The 16,490-nt window shown below is 65.7% G+C and carries 17 protein-coding genes; 7 read left to right on the top strand and 10 right to left on the bottom strand.

Annotated features, from left to right (window positions below; all coding sequences use genetic code 11):
* Nucleotides 1–237 precede the first annotated feature (237 nt).
* On the top strand, nt 238–1,416 hold the full coding sequence (locus IU452_RS06625) for an endonuclease/exonuclease/phosphatase family protein (protein WP_195107985.1): 1,179 nt from the start codon (nt 238–240) through the stop codon (nt 1,414–1,416).
* 467 nt (nt 1,417–1,883) lie between these two features.
* Here IU452_RS06625 and IU452_RS06620 read toward each other — a convergent pair whose 3' ends face one another.
* Entirely contained in the window at nt 1,884–2,048 is a 165-nt protein-coding gene (locus IU452_RS06620) for a hypothetical protein (protein ID WP_195107984.1), read from the bottom strand.
* Nucleotides 2,049–2,066: 18 nt separating this feature from the next.
* Between IU452_RS06620 and IU452_RS06615 the strand changes: the two genes are divergently transcribed.
* Nucleotides 2,067–2,729 carry a hypothetical protein gene (locus tag IU452_RS06615; RefSeq protein WP_324192471.1) on the top strand — a complete coding sequence of 221 codons (663 nt, stop codon included), beginning with the start codon at nt 2,067–2,069 and terminating at the stop codon, nt 2,727–2,729.
* 415 nt (nt 2,730–3,144) lie between these two features.
* Here the strand turns inward: IU452_RS06615 and IU452_RS06610 are convergent, their stop codons facing one another.
* Nucleotides 3,145–4,335, bottom strand: coding sequence for an acyl-CoA dehydrogenase family protein (locus IU452_RS06610; protein ID WP_195107983.1), 1,191 nt, complete (start codon nt 4,333–4,335; stop codon nt 3,145–3,147).
* 378 nt (nt 4,336–4,713) lie between these two features.
* Here IU452_RS06610 and IU452_RS06605 point away from each other — a divergent pair, with 378 nt between their 5' ends.
* Nucleotides 4,714–5,613 carry a LysR family transcriptional regulator gene (locus tag IU452_RS06605; RefSeq protein ID WP_195107982.1) on the top strand — a complete coding sequence of 300 codons (900 nt, stop codon included), beginning with the start codon at nt 4,714–4,716 and terminating at the stop codon, nt 5,611–5,613.
* 33 nt (nt 5,614–5,646) lie between these two features.
* Here IU452_RS06605 and IU452_RS06600 read toward each other — a convergent pair whose 3' ends face one another.
* Entirely contained in the window at nt 5,647–6,009 is a 363-nt protein-coding gene (locus tag IU452_RS06600; RefSeq protein ID WP_195107981.1) for a DUF2834 domain-containing protein, read from the bottom strand.
* A gap of 158 nt (nt 6,010–6,167) precedes the next feature.
* On the opposite strand from IU452_RS06600, the gene dinB reads away from it, so the two are divergent.
* A complete protein-coding gene (gene dinB, locus IU452_RS06595) occupies nt 6,168–7,409 on the top strand; it encodes a DNA polymerase IV (protein ID WP_195107980.1) in 1,242 nt (413 codons plus the stop codon).
* Nucleotides 7,410–7,415: 6 nt separating this feature from the next.
* Here the strand turns inward: dinB and IU452_RS06590 are convergent, their stop codons facing one another.
* Both IU452_RS06590 and IU452_RS06585 read right to left on the bottom strand, forming a co-directional pair.
* Nucleotides 7,416–7,832, bottom strand: a complete 417-nt coding sequence (locus IU452_RS06590; protein ID WP_195107979.1) for an NUDIX hydrolase — start codon at nt 7,830–7,832, stop codon at nt 7,416–7,418.
* Between the two features lie 58 nt (nt 7,833–7,890).
* Entirely contained in the window at nt 7,891–9,108 is a 1,218-nt protein-coding gene (locus tag IU452_RS06585; protein ID WP_195107978.1) for an FAD-dependent oxidoreductase, read from the bottom strand.
* Between the two features lie 262 nt (nt 9,109–9,370).
* Between IU452_RS06585 and IU452_RS39435 the strand changes: the two genes are divergently transcribed.
* Both IU452_RS39435 and IU452_RS06575 read left to right on the top strand, forming a co-directional pair.
* Nucleotides 9,371–9,553 (top strand): hypothetical protein, encoded by a 183-nt coding sequence (locus IU452_RS39435; RefSeq protein ID WP_416382280.1) that lies wholly within the window; start codon nt 9,371–9,373, stop codon nt 9,551–9,553.
* 255 nt (nt 9,554–9,808) lie between these two features.
* Nucleotides 9,809–10,540, top strand: a complete 732-nt coding sequence (locus IU452_RS06575; RefSeq protein WP_324192469.1) for a YoaK family protein — start codon at nt 9,809–9,811, stop codon at nt 10,538–10,540.
* Nucleotide 10,541: 1 nt separating this feature from the next.
* On the opposite strand, the gene IU452_RS06570 is transcribed toward IU452_RS06575, so the two are convergent.
* The 5 genes from IU452_RS06570 to IU452_RS06550 all read right to left on the bottom strand — a co-directional run bounded on the left by IU452_RS06570 (nt 10,542) and on the right by IU452_RS06550 (nt 15,443).
* Nucleotides 10,542–11,420 carry a phosphoribulokinase gene (locus IU452_RS06570; protein ID WP_195107977.1) on the bottom strand — a complete coding sequence of 293 codons (879 nt, stop codon included), beginning with the start codon at nt 11,418–11,420 and terminating at the stop codon, nt 10,542–10,544.
* A gap of 28 nt (nt 11,421–11,448) precedes the next feature.
* Nucleotides 11,449–12,525 (bottom strand): class 1 fructose-bisphosphatase, encoded by a 1,077-nt coding sequence (locus IU452_RS06565; protein WP_195107976.1) that lies wholly within the window; start codon nt 12,523–12,525, stop codon nt 11,449–11,451.
* Nucleotides 12,510–13,490, bottom strand: a complete 981-nt coding sequence (locus IU452_RS06560; protein WP_195107975.1) for an AAA family ATPase — start codon at nt 13,488–13,490, stop codon at nt 12,510–12,512. Before IU452_RS06560 ends, IU452_RS06565 begins: the two co-directional genes overlap by 16 nt.
* 74 nt (nt 13,491–13,564) lie before the next feature.
* Entirely contained in the window at nt 13,565–13,987 is a 423-nt protein-coding gene (locus IU452_RS06555) for a ribulose bisphosphate carboxylase small subunit (RefSeq protein ID WP_195107974.1), read from the bottom strand.
* A 16-nt stretch (nt 13,988–14,003) separates the two neighbouring features.
* On the bottom strand, nt 14,004–15,443 hold the full coding sequence (locus tag IU452_RS06550; RefSeq protein WP_195107973.1) for a form I ribulose bisphosphate carboxylase large subunit: 1,440 nt from the start codon (nt 15,441–15,443) through the stop codon (nt 14,004–14,006).
* Nucleotides 15,444–15,560: 117 nt separating this feature from the next.
* Here IU452_RS06550 and IU452_RS06545 point away from each other — a divergent pair, with 117 nt between their 5' ends.
* A complete protein-coding gene (locus tag IU452_RS06545; protein ID WP_228816700.1) occupies nt 15,561–16,457 on the top strand; it encodes a LysR family transcriptional regulator in 897 nt (298 codons plus the stop codon).
* The last annotated feature ends 33 nt before the right edge of the window (nt 16,458–16,490 follow it).

The following is a 16,490-nucleotide window of genomic DNA, read 5'->3' as shown; positions in this document are numbered from 1 at the left end:
GGCGTGGTGATCTCCTCATATCTTCCGGCGCTGGAAAGCTTCGCTCACCAACACTAGAACACGTTTCACATCAGAGCCAGGGGTTCACTGATCGGGGGCGGCGAATCGTCATGACAACGCGTTCTAATTAACCCGCGGGGATAACTACTCGCGCTCGAGCGGCGATACATGGTCACAGTGCAGCCGTACCGGCCCGTCGCCGCGTCGGCTGCACACCCTCTCGACCGGAGTACTGCCATGCCCGCCGCCAGCTTCCGAATCGCCTCCTACAACGTCGAGAACCTCTTCTCCCGACCCCGCGCGATGAACGCCCCTGCCGATGTCGCCGCCGCCGTTCTCGACGCACATGCCCGGATCAACGAGCTGATCGAGCGCGAAACCTACAGTGCCGCAGACAAAACCGAGATCCTTCGACTGTTGAAGACCTTGCGTCTGCTGCGCGACGACGGCGACCCGGCGCGCAAGAACACCTTCGCCGTCATGCGGAAGATCCGCGGCCAACTTCTGAAACGCCCGCGCGGCGGTGGGGAGGACGACATCGTCGTCGTCGCCGAGGGCCGCGACGACTTCGTCGGCTTCGTCGACCTGATCAAAGATCCCATTCCCGCGCTCGCGGTCACCCACACGGCCCGCGTCCTCGCCGAAGTCGGCGCCGACATCGTCGGTGTCGTCGAAGCCGAAGATCGGCTCACCCTGAGCCGCTTCAGCGACAGTTTCCTCCGCGACGGCGGAGACGAGCCGCGGTATCCGCACGTCATGCTGATCGACGGCAACGACACCCGCGGCATCGACGTCGGCATCCTGGCCACCGACGAGTACCCGATCCAGGACATCCGCTCCCACATCGACGACGGCCCGTTGGGTAATCGGATCTTCAGCCGCGACTGCCCCGAATACCGGTTCCTGTTTCCCTCCGGCAGCGGGTTGGCGGGCCAGTCGTTCGTGGTGATGGTCAACCACCTGAAAAGCAAGTTCGGCGGTAACCAATCCGCCAGCAACAGGCGCCGGCGCCGTCAGGCCGAGGAGGTCGCCAAGATCTATCGGCGGCTCCGCGACAGCGGCACCGAGCACGTGATCGTGCTGGGCGATTTCAACGACACCCCCGACAGCGATCCCCTCGAGCCGTTGCTCGACGGAACCGATCTCACCGATATCGCCCACGTCGCCGACTTCGACGACGGCGATCCGGACGAGGAACGGCCCGGCACCTTCGGCAACGGCACCAAGAGCAACAAGATCGACTACCTGCTGCTCTCTCCCGCCCTGTTCGCCCGGACCACCCGCGCCGGAATCTTCCGCAAGGGTGTCTGGGGCGGTGTCAACGGCACCCTGTTCCCCCACTTCGACACCATGACGAGCAAGGTGCACGCCGCGTCCGATCACGCCGCGATCTACGCCGATATCGACATCGCCTAGGTAGAGCCGAGGCAACAACGTTCCTGCCAATGCCGAAACAGGCCGGTGCGCAGGAGCATGTCTCGCAGGATGACCGTGCCCGATTACGAGGGTCAGAGGCAGCAGACGGGGCCAGGTGCGGTCGATGTCGGTGCGGAGCAGGCCCGCCTCGTCGAAGCGGGTCCACTGATCGGTGCTGAGGGCGACCAGGCCGTCGAAGACGGTCACTGTGACGGGTGTCGACTTCGGGATCACGGCGGGCTATCTGCTCCGGAACGTCGAAGACCTGACCGCGGTGCTTCGCGACCAGCACCGGGTTCTCGAGCCCGGACCGGTCCTCCTACACCTATCTCGAATCCAGCACCCTCGCCTTCGCGTCACCCCGGCATGTCGCCGATGTGCTGCGCGGAATCGGTTTTCGGAACATCGGGTGGAGCAAGAAATTCTTCGGCACGAACGTCATCCTGTGGGCCACCAAGCCGAGATGATCAAGATCCTCGGCGGTCGGGTTGATCGCCGAGGCGTGCGTGCAGCCGTTCCCGAACCTGGTCCGGAGTGTAGGCGCGGCGTTTGCGTTCGGCCCGCACGATGATCACACCGGTCGCCGCGACACCCGCGACCCCCGCCAGACCCAATATCTTCGACCAGCGCATGCGCCTAGGCTAGTCGCCGTGCCACGCGAATCGCCTTCGAGTATCGGCTTCGACGAAGCGGTGGAGCTCACGCGAACGGGAGATCTGTGGTTGTTCCGCGGCCACTCCCCCGCCGACCGCGCGATCAGAGGATTGACCAACAGTCCGGTCAACCACGTCGGCATGGCATTGGTCATCGATGACCTGCCGCCACTGATGTGGCATGCCGAACTCGGCCGGACGCTGCCCGATATCTGGTCGGGCAACCATCATCGGGGAGCCCAGCTCCACGATTTGCGGGCTGCGGTCCTCCGATGGACCCAGGAGTACGGCCAGCAGGCGTGGATGCGTCAGTTGGACCGACCGGTGACCCACGAGATGGAGGATGCGGCGCTGCGTGTAGTGGCACGTCTGGACGGCATGCCCTTCCCGTCCACCAGCGCCCTGGCGGGCCGATGGCTGCTGGGCCGGATGCCACGACCGAAGCGGTCGAACAAGCGCGACTCCGACAACGCCGGTCTGGAGAACGCATACTGCGCAGAAGTCGTCGCCCTGACGTATCAGGGCATGGGGCTACTCCCCGCCAAACGCCCGAATTGGTATGACCCAGGCCGCTTCTGGAGCGGAGACAACCTGCGACTGGCGGAGGGCTACCACCTCGGCGGGGAGATCACGGTGAACGTTCCCGGCAGCACGGCCTGATCGCCCGTCATCGAGAACTCACCCCGAGGCTTGCTTGTGGTGCCGCCCCGACGACCCCTAGGAGAGAGAGGGCGGCGCTTCGCCGAGATCCCACCGCTGCCCCACCCAGGACTCGTAACTCATATGCAGGGCAACGACAGCCGCTGTCACGGTCGCGTCCCACGCCGCAGGGCCGAGTCGGTAGCTGGCGGGGGTGCCAGACCTGATGAAGTACTGCCCTCTGCACCCTCCGGCACCCTAGATCAGCATCTACGCTCACCGCATATTGTGCGTTCGACAGGCCACAGGACATCCGCGACTGCATTCGTCATTCGACAAGTCGGAGCGGCTGAGGTCCCCCCAAGGGGTCCTCAGCCGCTCGTATTCTGTGTATCGACATGGCCACCTGTCGGGATTCGAGTTCTCGCGGCGACTTTCAGGAACTCGTGGCTCCGGTCAGGGGGGACGGTACGGCAGGTGACCAGGCGGGCAGGCCGGTGATGGTTTCACCGAGCACCAGTGTGTGGATCTCCTCGGTGCCCTCGTAGGTGAACACGGCTTCGAGGTTGTTCATATGCCGGATCACCGGGTAGTCGAGAGTGATTCCGTTGGCGGCCAGGATCGTGCGGGCTTGGCGGGCTACCTCGAGCGCGGTGCGGACGTTGGCGAGCTTGCCGAACGACACCATCGGCTGCGTGACCTTGCCCTGGTCCTTGAGTCGCCCGATCTGCATGGCCACCAGCGCGGCCTGCCCGAGGGCGATCTCCATCCGCGCCAATTTCTGCTGGGTCATCTGGAATCCGCCGATCGGGAGGCCGAACTGCCGGCGGGACTTCGCGTAGTCCACCGCGGTCTCGTAGCAGGTCCGCGCGGCGCCGGTCACTCCGAACAGGATCCCGTACTGGGCTTCCAGCGTGCAGGCCAGCAGGCTCTCGATGCCGGTCGTCCCGGGCAGGATCGCCTCGGCCGGCAGGCGCACGTTGTCCAGGACGATCTCGCAGGTGACCGCGGCGCGCAGCCCCCACTTGTGCTTGATGACGCTGGTGTTGAACCCGGGCGTGCCTCCCGGCACCAAAAAGCCGCGGACGCCGTTGTCGGTCTGGGCCCAGATCACGGCGACATCGGCGAGGGCGGCGTTGCCGATCCATTTCTTGTGACCGTTGAGGATCCAGTCCGAGCCGTCGCGGCGCGCGTAGGTCTGCATGGCAGCGACCTCCGAGCCGCCGCGCGGTTCGGTACTGCCGAAGCACCCGAGGGCCTCACCGGCGGCCATGCGTGCCAGCCATTCGGTTTTCTGGTCCTCGGTGCCGAACTTGTAGATGGAGCTCATCGCCAGCGATCCCTGCACCGACAGCAGCGTGCGCAGACCGGAATCGGCGGCCTCCAGCTCGCGGCAGGCCACACCGTAGGCCACCGCGCTCGAGCCCGGCAGGCCGTAGCCCTTCAGTTGCATCCCGAACAGGCCCAGTTTGCCCAGCTCCGGCGCTAGCTCCCGAATCGGAAGGGTGTCTTCTTCGAACCAGCCGGACACTCGGGGCTGGATGTTCTTGTCGACGTAGTCGCGCACGGTGTCACGAATAGTGCGCTCCTCGTCGGTGAGCTGATCGTCGATGTGCAGAATGTCCATCGGACTTCCCTTCTCGTCGGAACCCGGACCTCTTCGGACGGTCGATCGTGTCTGCCGTTTACCGGAACCCGGTGCCTGGAATTCGGCCTGCACCGCGCGGGAATGATTCCACCGAAGGCGGAGTGAAGCCGTCGTTGATCTTAATGCGGCGGACGATCTCCGAAGATAGAAACGGACGCGATGCCCGTCGGACGTGTTCCGGAAAATTGAGTTGTCGGCACGGAGTAAGCGCCATCCCGGTCCTGGGGTTGTCGTGTTGTTCCCTCGGTAATCAAGGTAAGCGTCGGGGGTGAACAACGGAATGACCGTTCGATCTCTGATCGGTGTTCATCGGCGCGATAAGACAACCCGGTCCGGGCGTCGATTACCATCCTGGATATGGAGATCCGTCATCTGCGGTACTTCCTCGCGGTCGCGCGGGAATTGAATTTCACCAAGGCGGCGGACGTGTTGCGGATGTCGCTGCCGCCGCTGAGCCAGCGCATCAAGGCGCTCGAACGGGAACTCGGGGCACCGTTGTTCGACCGCTCGACCCATCACACCCGGCTGACCTCGGCCGGCGAGGCGCTGTTGCCGGTCGCGGCCCGGTTGGTGGCGGAATTCGACGAGCTCCCGGCGTTGGTTCGGCGGCGCGCGGTGTCCATGGAGGTTCGGGTCGCCATTCCCGATTCGTTGAACCCATATCACCGCACGCAGATCGCCGCGACCAACCGCGATCTCGCCGGTGAATACCGCATCGCGGTGCGGCAGAAGCCGTCGCTGGCCATGGAAGCCGAACTGCTCGACAAACGGATCGATATCGCGTTCTCGCGTGTTCCTGCCGCCGACGTCACGCTCGGTACCACGCTGCTTTACACCGAGGCGCTGGTGGTTGTACTCGACGCGACGCATTTTCCCGGCCGGGAGTCGCTGCAGGTCAAGGATTTGCAGGGTTTCACCTATCTCCTCGGCCCGAAGCATTGGGAACTGTCCGCGCGCACGCGCCAGAGCGTCGCCGACCGGGGCATCCTCACCGACCCCGACCTCCGCTTCTCCGACAGTGGCGGCATGCTCTTGCTGCTGGCCAACGAAAAACGATTCGCCGCCCTGGCCCCGGCCTCGGATTTCCTCCGCAATGTAGATCCCAACGCGTTTGCGATCCTGCCTGTCACCGATATCGACATGACCATGAGCACCTACCTGATCCGCCGCACCTCGGACACCCGAACGAGCCCGGTCGTGGACGCTTACCTGAGCCATTCCCCGCCACCCTCGACCGCGACACCTGCCGCGGACTGAAAACTACTCGTCTGATTCGCGGGCCGGCGAGACTCATTCCTTGCTCGCAAGGTTGCTCACCGTGAAGTCACGGACCAGGAGGAAGAACGGCATGGCCGATGCGATACCTACCGCGGTGAGCGCGAACGAGACCGCCCACCAGCGCAGGATGCCGAGCCGCCGGGCCTCGGCGAAGGCCCACGCGTGGAAGCCGATACACACAAAGGCGAGGTCGACCATGGCGAAACGGCCGGGCGCTGTCTTCCAAATGTCGCCGACGAAGAAGTCGAGCGCCGACTTCGGTCCGTTGCGCCACACGTAGGGCAGGGCAATCGATCTCTGCGTGATGAATGCGGCGATGAGTGTCGCGAAGAGGGTCGGGCGGAGCCAGGGCTGGTCGCCGGTGCGGTAGGACATGGCTACTCCTTATGGCGAGATGCGATGTTCGCTCTGAGATTCACGGCCCGGCGCCTATCTGAAGGATAGTTAATATCCAGGAGATGGCAACCTTTCCGCAGTAATCCCCTTGTGGCGTGGTCATCGCTGTCGCGGACCGAGCGACCGTATGCGAACATATGTTCGTGTCTCGACTCGTTTCTGCTGCACCGCGGGGTCTGCTCCCGGCCGGGCGGGCCGAGGCATCGATCCTGCATGCGGATCTGGATTCGTTCTATGCCTCCGTCGAGCAGCGCGATGATCCCGCCTTGCGGGGGAAGCCGGTGATCGTGGGCGGGGGTGTGGTGCTGGCCGCCAGTTACGAGGCCAAGGCGTATGGGGTGCGCACGCCGATGAATGCGCGTCAGGCGCTGCGGCTGTGCCCGCATGCGATCGTGGTGCCGCCCCGGATGAATGCGTATGCGCAGGCCAGTAGGGCGGTCTTCGAGATCTTTCGCCACACCACTCCGGAGGTGGAGGGGATCTCGATCGATGAGGCGTTCCTCGATGTCGGTGGGCTGCGGCGTATCTCGGGTGAACCGGCCCATATCGCTGCCGGGCTGCGGGCCGAGGTGCGCACGCGGGTGGGGTTGCCGATCTCGGTCGGGGTGGCGCGGACCAAATTCCTGGCGAAGGTGGCCAGCGCGGTCGCCAAACCCGATGGTCTGCTGGTGGTTTCGCCGGATCAGGAGCTGGATTTCCTGCATCCGCTGCCGGTCGAGAGGCTGTGGGGCGTGGGCGAGGTGACCGCCCGGACGCTGCACGACCACGGCATCATGCGGATCGGGCAGCTGGCCGAGCTCGGCGAGCAGAACTTGTCGCCGATAGTCGGCCGGGCCGCGGCCCGCCATCTGTACGCCTTGTCGTGGGCGCGGGATCCGCGCCGCGTCGACACCGGTCGTCGACGACGCTCGATCGGCGCACAGCGTGCGCTCGGTCGACGGCCGCGGTCCGCGGACGAGATCGAGGCCTATCTGCACGGTCTGGCCGACCGGCTGGGCCACCGGCTGCGCGCCGCCCACCGTATGTGCCGAACGGTGGTGCTGCGCTTGCGTTTCGACGACTTCGCCCGCGCCACCCGCTCCCACACCCTGCCCGAGGCCACCGACCACGGCCCGGTCATCCTGCGCATCGCCCGCACCCTGCTGGCCTCGGCCATGCCGACGATCCACGCCCGCGGCCTCACCCTCATCGGCCTGTCCCTGACCAACCTCGAGGATGCCGACCCCCGGCAGCTGACCCTCCCCTTCGAGCCGCGCCCGAATTCCACGCTCGATGCGACCCTCGACGAACTCCGCGACCGCTTCGGCGCGGGCACCGTCACGCGGGCGGCGCTGCTGGGCCGCGGTGAAGGACTGTCGGTTCCGCTCCTACCCGACTAAACAGGTTCACTCTCGCGGAAGCATGCCGCGGGCCACCAGATCGTCGAACAGATACTGGTCGACCGGCGGCACCCGATCACGATCTGCGTAGCCGAACCAGGCGATATCGTCGATCTCGCTACTCGCAGTAATGGTGCCGATGTAGTCGGCGGTATAGCAGCTCATCCGGACAATGCCGTCCGCCCCAGGCAATTCGGCCTCGTACGTCCCCACGTGCGCCACCGTATTCGTAACCAGCGCGACGGCCAGCTCCTCATCGATCTCCCGCACCAACGTCTGCAGATCGCTCTCCCCACCTTCCCGCTTGCCCCCGGGAATGTAGAAAACGTCCTTCCCACGCGGCCGCGCACACAAAATCCGACCATCCTCGATCAGCACCCAGGCCACGGTATCGACGAGCCGCTGAGTAGGTTCGATCCGCATCCGCGGCAGCCTACCGCCCCGAATCGACGCCCCACCTTCACACCCTGCCGACAGCATTTCACCGACGAGCGAAACCAGGAGCATGCTCCGGCCTGATACCGACACCGCCGACGTATGCGGACAGTCCGGCCAGGATCGGGAACCGATCGAGCAGGCGCAGCGGTGCGGGCGCACGCCTCAGTGTTCCGTCGAGCGCGGGTCGCACAACGGCGGCGTGCTCGCCGCGCTGGCCACGCTGGACGAGGGCCGTCGGCAGCCATCGGCGGCGTTGCACCCGAGCGAGATCGGCGGTCGTGAGCCCGCCGCGCCGCAGTGGGTCGACCAGGAGACGGGCGGCGGCGACGGCGTCCTGCACGGCCAGGTTCACGCCGACGCCGCCCACCGGCGACATGGTGTGGGCGGCATCGCCCAGACACAGCAGCCCGGGGACGAACCAGCGCGGCAGTCGCCCCATGGTGACCTCGAGCAGTTTGACGTCGTCCCAGCCGCGGATGGCGGCGAGCAGATCGGCATCCCAGCCGAACAGTTCGGCCAATTGCGTTCGCAGCCAGTCGATCCCCTTGGCACGCAGGCGGGCGTCGGATCCTTTCGGGATCAGGAAAGAGGTCTGATAGTAGTCGCCGCGGTCCATGGTCACCGCCGCGCGGCCCGCCTCGAAACGGGCGAATACGGTGCGGTCGTGCCGGTCGTCGGCACGTGACGGGATGCGGATCCACCACACATCCATCGGCACGGCGAACGGTCGCTGCCGCAGTCCGGCCGCCGCACGGGCAGCCGAATCACGTCCGTCGCAGGCGAGTACGAGATCGGCGGAGACGGTCTCGGTAGTGCCGTCCACGGTTCGGTACTCGACACCGGTGACGCGGCCGGATTCGCTGATGAGCCCGGTGAATTCGGCGCCCAGCCGTAGGGTGAAGGCCGGTTCGGCGGCGGCCGCGTCGGCCAGCAGGTCCAGGAAGTCCCACTGCGGCACCATGGCGATATGGCGATGCGGACCGCGCAACCGGGTGAAATCTGCTGCCAGCACGGTCTTCTCGCCGATCTGCATGTGCATACGCTCGAGCTTTCGCTGCGGTAGCGCGGCGAACCGGCGCCCCAACCCCAGCTCATCGAGCAGGCGCAGCGTGGAGGGGTGCACCGTGTCGCCACGGAAGTCGCGCAGGAAGTCCTTGTGCTTCTCGAGAACGGTCACCCGGACCCCGGCCCGGGCCAACAACAGCCCGGCCATCATGCCCGCCGGTCCCCCACCGACCACACAGCACCGTGCGTATTCCATTGCACTCCAACCGCTCCCATGATTACTACAATGAATAGTAGAACGGCAGGATCGGCTGGACAAGCACACCTTGTGCTACACAGGTTTCGTTGTCTCGTGGTGGAAGGGTGTGCCGTGCCGGAAAGTTCGCAGCGTTCGGCGGTCGGTGAGCTCATTGCGCGACGCGGCGCCGAGGGTAGTCTGCCCGGGCGGCGGACCGACGGGGCGCGGCTGGCTTTGGTGATCGAGGGCGGCTCATCCCGGGGGGGCGTACTCGCACGGCATGGTGATGGCCCTCGAGGAGTTGGGGCTGCTGGCCTGTTTCGACGCGGTCTATGGTTCGTCGGCGGGGGCGCTCAACGGCGCCTGGTTGTTGTGCGGGCGTGCCAATCACTGTCCCGAGCCGACCACCCCACCGTTCTCCAAATCCGCCCACCCGCAGGCGCCCCCGCCATCGGCCGCGTAGCGCGCGACTCCACCATCCTCCTCCGCGCCCTCGACCTCGGCCGCGCCGCGACCATCACCGCCCTGGCGGCCTACCTGCCCCAACCTCAACCGCAGTGAGACCGCACGGTCGTAACTTCCATATGGCATTGTCGATGGCAATCGAGTAGCATTCAGCTATTGATCTTGTAACGACCTCGTTGCGTTCAGTAAACCCTCAGGATCACCTCAGTTAATAAAAGATGCACGATCGTGCATATGTTGCTAGCCTGTCGCTGTGACTCCGAAGCCTCTCGACTCCCCCGAGCCGTTCTGGGATCTGGAGACCCGGCTGTCGTCGGTGCTGCTGATGCTGGCCGGATTCATCGGGGCCGCCGCCTACACGCATTCGGCCGGATATTTCGTGACCTTCATGACCGGCAATACCGAACGCGCTGTGCTCGGCAACTTCCTCGGTGACTACACCCTCGCCGCCGGCGCCGCCGGACTGATCGTCTCGTTCCTCGCAGGTGTGATCATCGCCTCGATCTGCCGACGGCACTGCTGGCGCAACCATCCCCACGGCGCCACCTTGATCACCACCGGCGCACTCATCGCCGCCGCGGTGGCCGATGTCGTGCTGCACTGGCACGACCGGAACCTGGGCCTCACCCCGATCCTGTTCGTCGCCTTCGGCATGGGCGCGCTGAACACCTCGTTCGTCAAGAACGGCGAGGTGTCCATCCCGGTCACCTACGTCACCGGAACTCTGGTCAAACTCGCCCAGGGCATCGAACGCCACGTGGCCGGCGGCACCCACCGCGAGTGGATCGGTTATGCCGTGCAGTGGAGCTCGTTCGTGCTCGGCGCCGTCCTCGGCGGCCTGGTCAGCCTGATCGTCGACGGCCGCGACATGCTCTTCGCGGCCGTGGCCGTGTCCACCATCGTCGCCGCCTACACCTGGCGCGCCGACCCCCGCTGGGTGCGCGGGTCCGATCGCCGGCCCGAGCGCCAGTCCGAGCGAATCTGAACTATCTGCGCCGCTGCGGCCGCTTGTCCATCAACCGCAGGATGAGCGGGGTGAAGATCAGCTGCATCGCCAGCTCCATCTTCCCGCCCGGCACCACGATGCTGTTGGGCCGCGACATGAACGAATCGTGCAGCATCGACAGCAGATACGGGAAGTCGATCACCTTCGGATCGGCGAACCGGATCACCACGAAGCTCTCGTCCGCGGTCGGAATCGTGCGCGCTATGAACGGATTCGAGGTGTCCACCGTCGGAACCCGTTGGAAATTCACATAGGTGCGGGAGAACTGCGGGCAGATGTACTTCACGTAGTCGGGCATGCGCCGCAGAATCGTGTCGATGACGGCCTCACTGGAGTAGCCGCGTTCGGTCTTGTCCCGGATGACCTTCTGGATCCACTCGAGATTGATGATCGGCACCACGCCCACCAGCAGGTCGGCATAGCACCCGACATCGACCGCCTCGGTGACCGCTGCCCCGTGCAGCCCCTCGTAGAACAGCAGATCGCTGCCCGGCGGCAACTCCTCCCAGGGGGTGAAGGTACCCGGCTGCTGCCCATAGGGTTTGGCCTCGATCTCGTCGTGCAGATACCGGCGCACCATTCCTACACCGGTCTCGCCGTAGTCGCGGAACAGCGTCTCGAGCTCGTCGAGCAGATTCGCCTCCGGCCCGAAGTGGGAGAAGTGCAGATTGCGGGTCTGCTCGGCCTCGGCCATCGCCAGCTTCATCTGCTCGCGGTCGTATCGATGGAACGAATCCCCTTCCACGATGACTGCATTGATCCCCTCGCGGCGGAAGATCTCCTGAAAGGTCCGGGTGACACTCGTCGTTCCGGCACCGGAGGATCCGGTGATCGCGACCACGGGATGTCTGAGCGACATGGCACCTCCACTCGGCTGTGGGTGAAACTCAGTGGCGCGCAGGGCGGAACAGCGACCGCGTGCCGAACAGCGAGGCGTCGAAGCTCGGTCCTTCATCGGGTTCGCGGTGATACCGCTCGATCCGCTCGACCTCGTTGCGGGAACCGAAGATCAGCGGCACGCGCTGATGCAGTTCGCTCGGCTGTCCCTCGAGGACGCGCTCGTGCCCGGTCGTCGCGGCTCCCCCGGCCTGCTCGACGACGAAGGCGATCGGGTTGGCTCCGTACAGCAGCGACACCCGCCCCGGCCGCGCGGGATAGCGGGTGTCGTAGGGGTACAGATACACTCCGCCGCGGGTCAGGATGTGGAAGACATCGGCGACCAGCGACGCCACCCAGCGCATGTTGAAGTCGCGGCCGCGCGGGCCGTCCACGCCCTCCAGGCACTCGTGCACATACCGGCGCACGGGCCGCTCCCAGAACCGCTCGTTGGCGGCGTTGATGGCGAAGCCCGACGTGTCCTCGGGTATCCGCATGCGCGGGTGGGTCAGGACGAACGCGCCGGTCTCGCGGTCGAGGGTGAATCCGTCGACGCCGCTGCCGGTGGTGAGCACCAGCATGGTGGCCGGGCCGTAGAGGGTGAATCCGGCGCACACCTGCCGTATTCCCGGCTGCAGGAAGTCCTCGGCGCCGGGTTCGCGATCGTCCTCCGGAGCGCGCAGCACGCTGAAAATCGTTCCGACGGGCAGATTCACGTCGATATTCGACGATCCGTCCAGCGGATCGAACGCCAGCAGATACTTCCCGCGCCGGTAGTCGGCGGGCACGGGATGGAAGCCGTCCATCTGCTCGGACAGCAACGCCGCCAGTAGACCGGTCCACTGGGTTTCGGCGACCATGATGTCGTTGGCGATGGCGTCCATCCGGCGGTGCACGGTCGGCGGCAGGCTTTCGGCAGGCTGCGCACCCAGGGACCCGACGATCCGGCCCCGGGTGACCTGGTTGGAAATGATCTTCGTCGCGGTGGCGAGCACATTCAGCAGCGCGGAGAATTCACCGGAGGAGCCGGGATGGCGGTGCTCCTGCTCGATGGTGTACCGGGTGAGCGTCTTCAGTCCCTCGGGCATGGTCCCTCCGGGGTGAAAACGCTACTGCCGTAGATATCTTCGGCCGTCAACGTCATCAGGTCGCTCTTGCTCAAGGGGCGGTGCAGTTCCACCAGCCGCTTGGCCTGCCGCAGGCGGCACCGGTCGAGGGCGTTGCGGACGCTGCGTGCGTTGGCGAAGCGCGGACGGGCCATGCGCAGTTCCAGGTACCGCGCGAATGCGGCGGTGGCGTCGGCATCGAAGCGGAAGTCCTGCCTGTCGATCATCAGCCGGGCGATCGCCATCAGTTCCTCGTGGGTGTAGTCGGGGAACTCGATGTGATGGGCCACCCGCGACGACAATCCGGGATTGGCGGAGAAGAAGCTCTCCATCCGATCCGGGTATCCGGCGAAGATCACCACCAGGCTGGTCCGCTCGGTCTCCATCTCCTGCAACAGGATTTCGATGACCTCCTGCCCGTAGTCGCGTTCGTTCTCCGGCCGGAACAGGTAGTAGGCCTCGTCGATGAACAGCACTCCCCCGGCGGCCTTGGCCAGGGCCTCCTTGGTCTTGGGCGCGGTGTGCCCGATGAACTGGCCCACCAGATCGTCCCGGGTGACCGTGTGCACCTTGGGTTTACGGATATAGCCGAGCGCGTGCAGCATCTCCGCCATCCGCAACGCCACGGTGGTCTTGCCGGTGCCGGGCCCACCGGTGAAGCTCATGTGCATGGTCGGGCGCGGCGACTCCAGCCCGAAGCGCTGGCGGGCCCGTTCGATCAGCAGCAGGGCCGCGATCTCCCGCACCCGCCTCTTCACATTGGCCAGGCCCACCAGCTCGGCGTCGAGCCGGGCCAGCGTGTCCTCGACATCCTTACCGGCCACATCCGTCGACAGATCCAACAGCGTGTCGTCGGCGAGGATCCGCTCGCCCGGATCGGCCTCGTCCCGGTCCGGCGGCTCCTGTGTGCCAGGCGGCCGTACCTCTTGTGTCCCTGGGCGATACATCCGGAATCCGGAAGGCCGCCCAGGATCACTCGGTGCGGTTGGATGTCCCACGATCACTCCCGCCCGAAAGCCGTTCAGCCGCCGTAGCGTTCGCCGGCACAGGCATCGGTGGCGTAGGCGTGGAAGCCGTACCGCTGGCGCCGATCGTCGGATTCGGTGCGCGTCAGCCGGAATCCCGGCTCGTCGGCCGGACGCTGCACGAGAAAACTCAGTGCGGTCGTCTGCCGCCCGTAACTCGAGTCGTAGGCGTTGACGCGAATGTAATGGTGCGGGAACGTCGCCCGGCAGGCGTTGATCTCGGCGAGCACGCCCTCGGGTTCGTCGAGATCGAACAGCGGCAGTCCCCACATGTCCCAATACACATTGCGCGGATGCGGATCGTCGGTGTACTCGACGGACACCGGCCAGTTGTTGAGCAGGGCGTAGCGGACCTGTGCGGCGATCTCGGTGTCGGTGAGCTCGGGCAGATGTGAGAAGGTGCCCTGGCGCAGATACATTGCGGCTCCTCGGGTTTCAGGGTGTCACCGTGGGCACGGCGTCGGGGGCGTCGGTGGAGGTGTATTCGAAGGTGACATCGCCCCAGGTGGCCAGCGCCACCTCCAGGGGCTGGCAGTACCCGGCCGCCTTGCGCAGCACGTCCGGCCCTTCCTTCAGCAGGTCGCGGCCCTCGTTGCGGGCCTTGACCACCGCCTCGAGCGCCACCCGATTGGCCTGCGCGCCCGCGGCGATCCCCATCGGGTGCCCGATGGTCCCGCCGCCGAACTGCAGCACCACATCGTCGCCGAACAGGTCCAGCAGCTGGTGCATCTGCCCGGCGTGGATGCCGCCCGAGGCCACCGGCATCACTCCCGGCAGGCTCGTCCAGTCCTGATCGAAGAAGATCCCGTTGCGCGGATTGGCGGGAATGTGGTTGTCGCGCAACGTGTCGTAGAAGCCCTTCACCGTGTGTGGGTCGCCCTCGAGCTTGCCGATGACCGTCCCGGCGTGCAGGTGATCGACGCCGATGAGCCTGCACCACTTGGCCAGCACCCGGAAGCTCACCCCGTGGGTCTTCTGCCGGGTGAAGGTGGAGTGCCCGGCCCGGTGCAGATGCAGGAGCATGCCGTTGCGCCGCGCCCACTTCGACATCGACTGCATGGCGGTGTAGCCGACGGTGAGGTCCATCATGATGATCACGCTGCCGAGCGACTTGGCGAACTCCGCGCGTTCGTACATATCCTCCATCGTCGCCGCGGTGACATTGAGATAATGTCCCTTCAGCTCGCCGGTTTCGGCGATCGCCTTGTTCACGCCCTCCATGGCAAACAGGTAGCGATCGCGCCAGCGCATGAATGGCTGAGAGTTGATGTTCTCGTCGTCCTTGGTGAAATCGAGGCCGCCCTTGCAGGCCTCGTACACCACCCGCCCGTAGTTGCGCGCGGACAGCCCGAGTTTGGGCTTCACCGTCGCGCCCAGCAGCGGCCGCCCGTACTTGTTGAGATATTCCCGCTCCATCACGGTTCCGTGCGGCGGCCCCTGAAAGGTCTTCACGTAGGCCACCGGAATGCGCATGTCCTCGAGCCGCAATGCCTGTAGCGGTTTGAAACCGAACACATTGCCGATCACCGAGGAAGTCAGATTCGTGATCGAGCCCTCCTCGAAGAGATCGAGATCGTAGGCGACATAGGCGAAGTACTCCCCCGGCCGGGCCGGTACCTCGTCCACGCGATAGCACTTGCCGCGGTACCGGTCGTGCGCGGTGAGCCGGTCGGTCCACACCACTGTCCAAGTGGCGGTGGAGGATTCGCCCGCGACGGCCGCGGCCGCCTCGATGGGATCCACACCCGGCTGCGGTGTCACCCGGAACACCGCGAGGACGTCGGAGTCCTTGGGTTCGTAATCGGCGTCGTAGTATCCCATCGACGCATAGGACTGCACACCGGGATCCCACCGGTTCCGGGTATCGTCGGCCATCATTCCTCCCGTTCGCGGTTGGGGTGGGCATCCAGAATGCGGGCGGGTGTGCCGACAAACAATTCGATTGTTTCTCGTCTCGCTCAACCGAAACGTTGGGTTTGCTACCGTCTGAAGATGGGCACGGTGAGTGCGGTACGAATGGAAACATTCCTCGCGGTCGCCCGCCACGGCAGCATCCGCCGCGCCGCCGCCCAGTTGCACATCACCGAGGCCGCCGCCTCCGCCGCCGTCGCGCACATCGAAAAGCAGTTGGGCGCAAAGCTGATCGCAAAATCCGGCCGGGGCATCACCCTCACCGAGGCGGGACGCGTCTATGCCGAATACTGCCGCAGCATCCTGGGTCTGATGAAGGAGGCACAGGCCGCGGTGCGTCGCGCCGAGACCGGTCGGCTTCGTATAGGGGTGGTGGCTACCGCCGGGGAGTACGTACTGCTGCGGCTGCTGGCGTCGTTTCGGGATCGTTATCCCGAGATCGAAGTGGGGTTGTCGATCCATCCGCGCGATCTGTTGTTCATCGAATTGCAGCATCACGAAACAGATCTCGTTATCGCCGGACGCCCGCCCCGCGACACCGGCCTGGTGGTGCGAGCCCGCCGCCCCAGCCGGTTGGTGGTGGTCGGCTCGCCCGGGCGCTGCCAGGACCCGCGCACGGCGACCTGGTTGCTACGCGGACAGGGCTCCGGCACCTTGGAAACCACGCTGGCGCTGCTGGATCGGCTGCAGATCCGTCCGCCGACACTGACGCTGGGCACCCACGGGGCGGTGCTGGCCGCGGCCCGGGAAGGGTTGGGCGTCACCCTGATTCACAGCGATGCCATCGAAACCGACGTGGCCGAAGGGCAGTTGGAGGTGCTGCCCGTCGAGGGCACCCCTCTGGACCGGCCGTGGCATGCGGTGACCACCCGCACTCCCACGCCCGCGGCGCGGCTGTTCCTCGCCCATATCGTGGATTGCGGACAAGTCGGGGCCCACGCTTTTCACGTCTGTCCGGGTACGGCGGAAAACAGGTAAACTCAGCAGTCGGTAAACTTACAGCAAATAGCC

Source organism: Nocardia transvalensis (assembly GCF_015477765.1).
GTDB classification, from domain to species: domain Bacteria; phylum Actinomycetota; class Actinomycetes; order Mycobacteriales; family Mycobacteriaceae; genus Nocardia; species Nocardia transvalensis_A.
This window is presented reverse-complemented; position numbering and strand designations above follow the sequence as displayed.

Coding starts and splice junctions, on each gene's coding strand:
- dinB (WP_195107980.1), top strand. CDS start 6,168: ATGTTCGTGTCTCGACTCGTTTCTGCTGCACCGCGGGGTCTGCTCCCG.
- IU452_RS06585 (WP_195107978.1), bottom strand. CDS start 9,108: ATGGAATACGCACGGTGCTGTGTGGTCGGTGGGGGACCGGCGGGCATG.
- IU452_RS06570 (WP_195107977.1), bottom strand. CDS start 11,420: ATGTCGCTCAGACATCCCGTGGTCGCGATCACCGGATCCTCCGGTGCC.
- IU452_RS06610 (WP_195107983.1), bottom strand. CDS start 4,335: ATGGACATTCTGCACATCGACGATCAGCTCACCGACGAGGAGCGCACT.
- IU452_RS06620 (WP_195107984.1), bottom strand. CDS start 2,048: ATGCGCTGGTCGAAGATATTGGGTCTGGCGGGGGTCGCGGGTGTCGCG.
- IU452_RS06590 (WP_195107979.1), bottom strand. CDS start 7,832: ATGCGGATCGAACCTACTCAGCGGCTCGTCGATACCGTGGCCTGGGTG.
- IU452_RS06565 (WP_195107976.1), bottom strand. CDS start 12,525: ATGCCCGAGGGACTGAAGACGCTCACCCGGTACACCATCGAGCAGGAG.
- IU452_RS06605 (WP_195107982.1), top strand. CDS start 4,714: ATGGAGATCCGTCATCTGCGGTACTTCCTCGCGGTCGCGCGGGAATTG.
- IU452_RS06550 (WP_195107973.1), bottom strand. CDS start 15,443: ATGGCCGACGATACCCGGAACCGGTGGGATCCCGGTGTGCAGTCCTAT.
- IU452_RS06600 (WP_195107981.1), bottom strand. CDS start 6,009: ATGTCCTACCGCACCGGCGACCAGCCCTGGCTCCGCCCGACCCTCTTC.
- IU452_RS39435 (WP_416382280.1), top strand. CDS start 9,371: ATGGTGATGGCCCTCGAGGAGTTGGGGCTGCTGGCCTGTTTCGACGCG.
- IU452_RS06555 (WP_195107974.1), bottom strand. CDS start 13,987: ATGTATCTGCGCCAGGGCACCTTCTCACATCTGCCCGAGCTCACCGAC.
- IU452_RS06625 (WP_195107985.1), top strand. CDS start 238: ATGCCCGCCGCCAGCTTCCGAATCGCCTCCTACAACGTCGAGAACCTC.
- IU452_RS06545 (WP_228816700.1), top strand. CDS start 15,561: ATGGGCACGGTGAGTGCGGTACGAATGGAAACATTCCTCGCGGTCGCC.
- IU452_RS06560 (WP_195107975.1), bottom strand. CDS start 13,490: ATGTATCGCCCAGGGACACAAGAGGTACGGCCGCCTGGCACACAGGAG.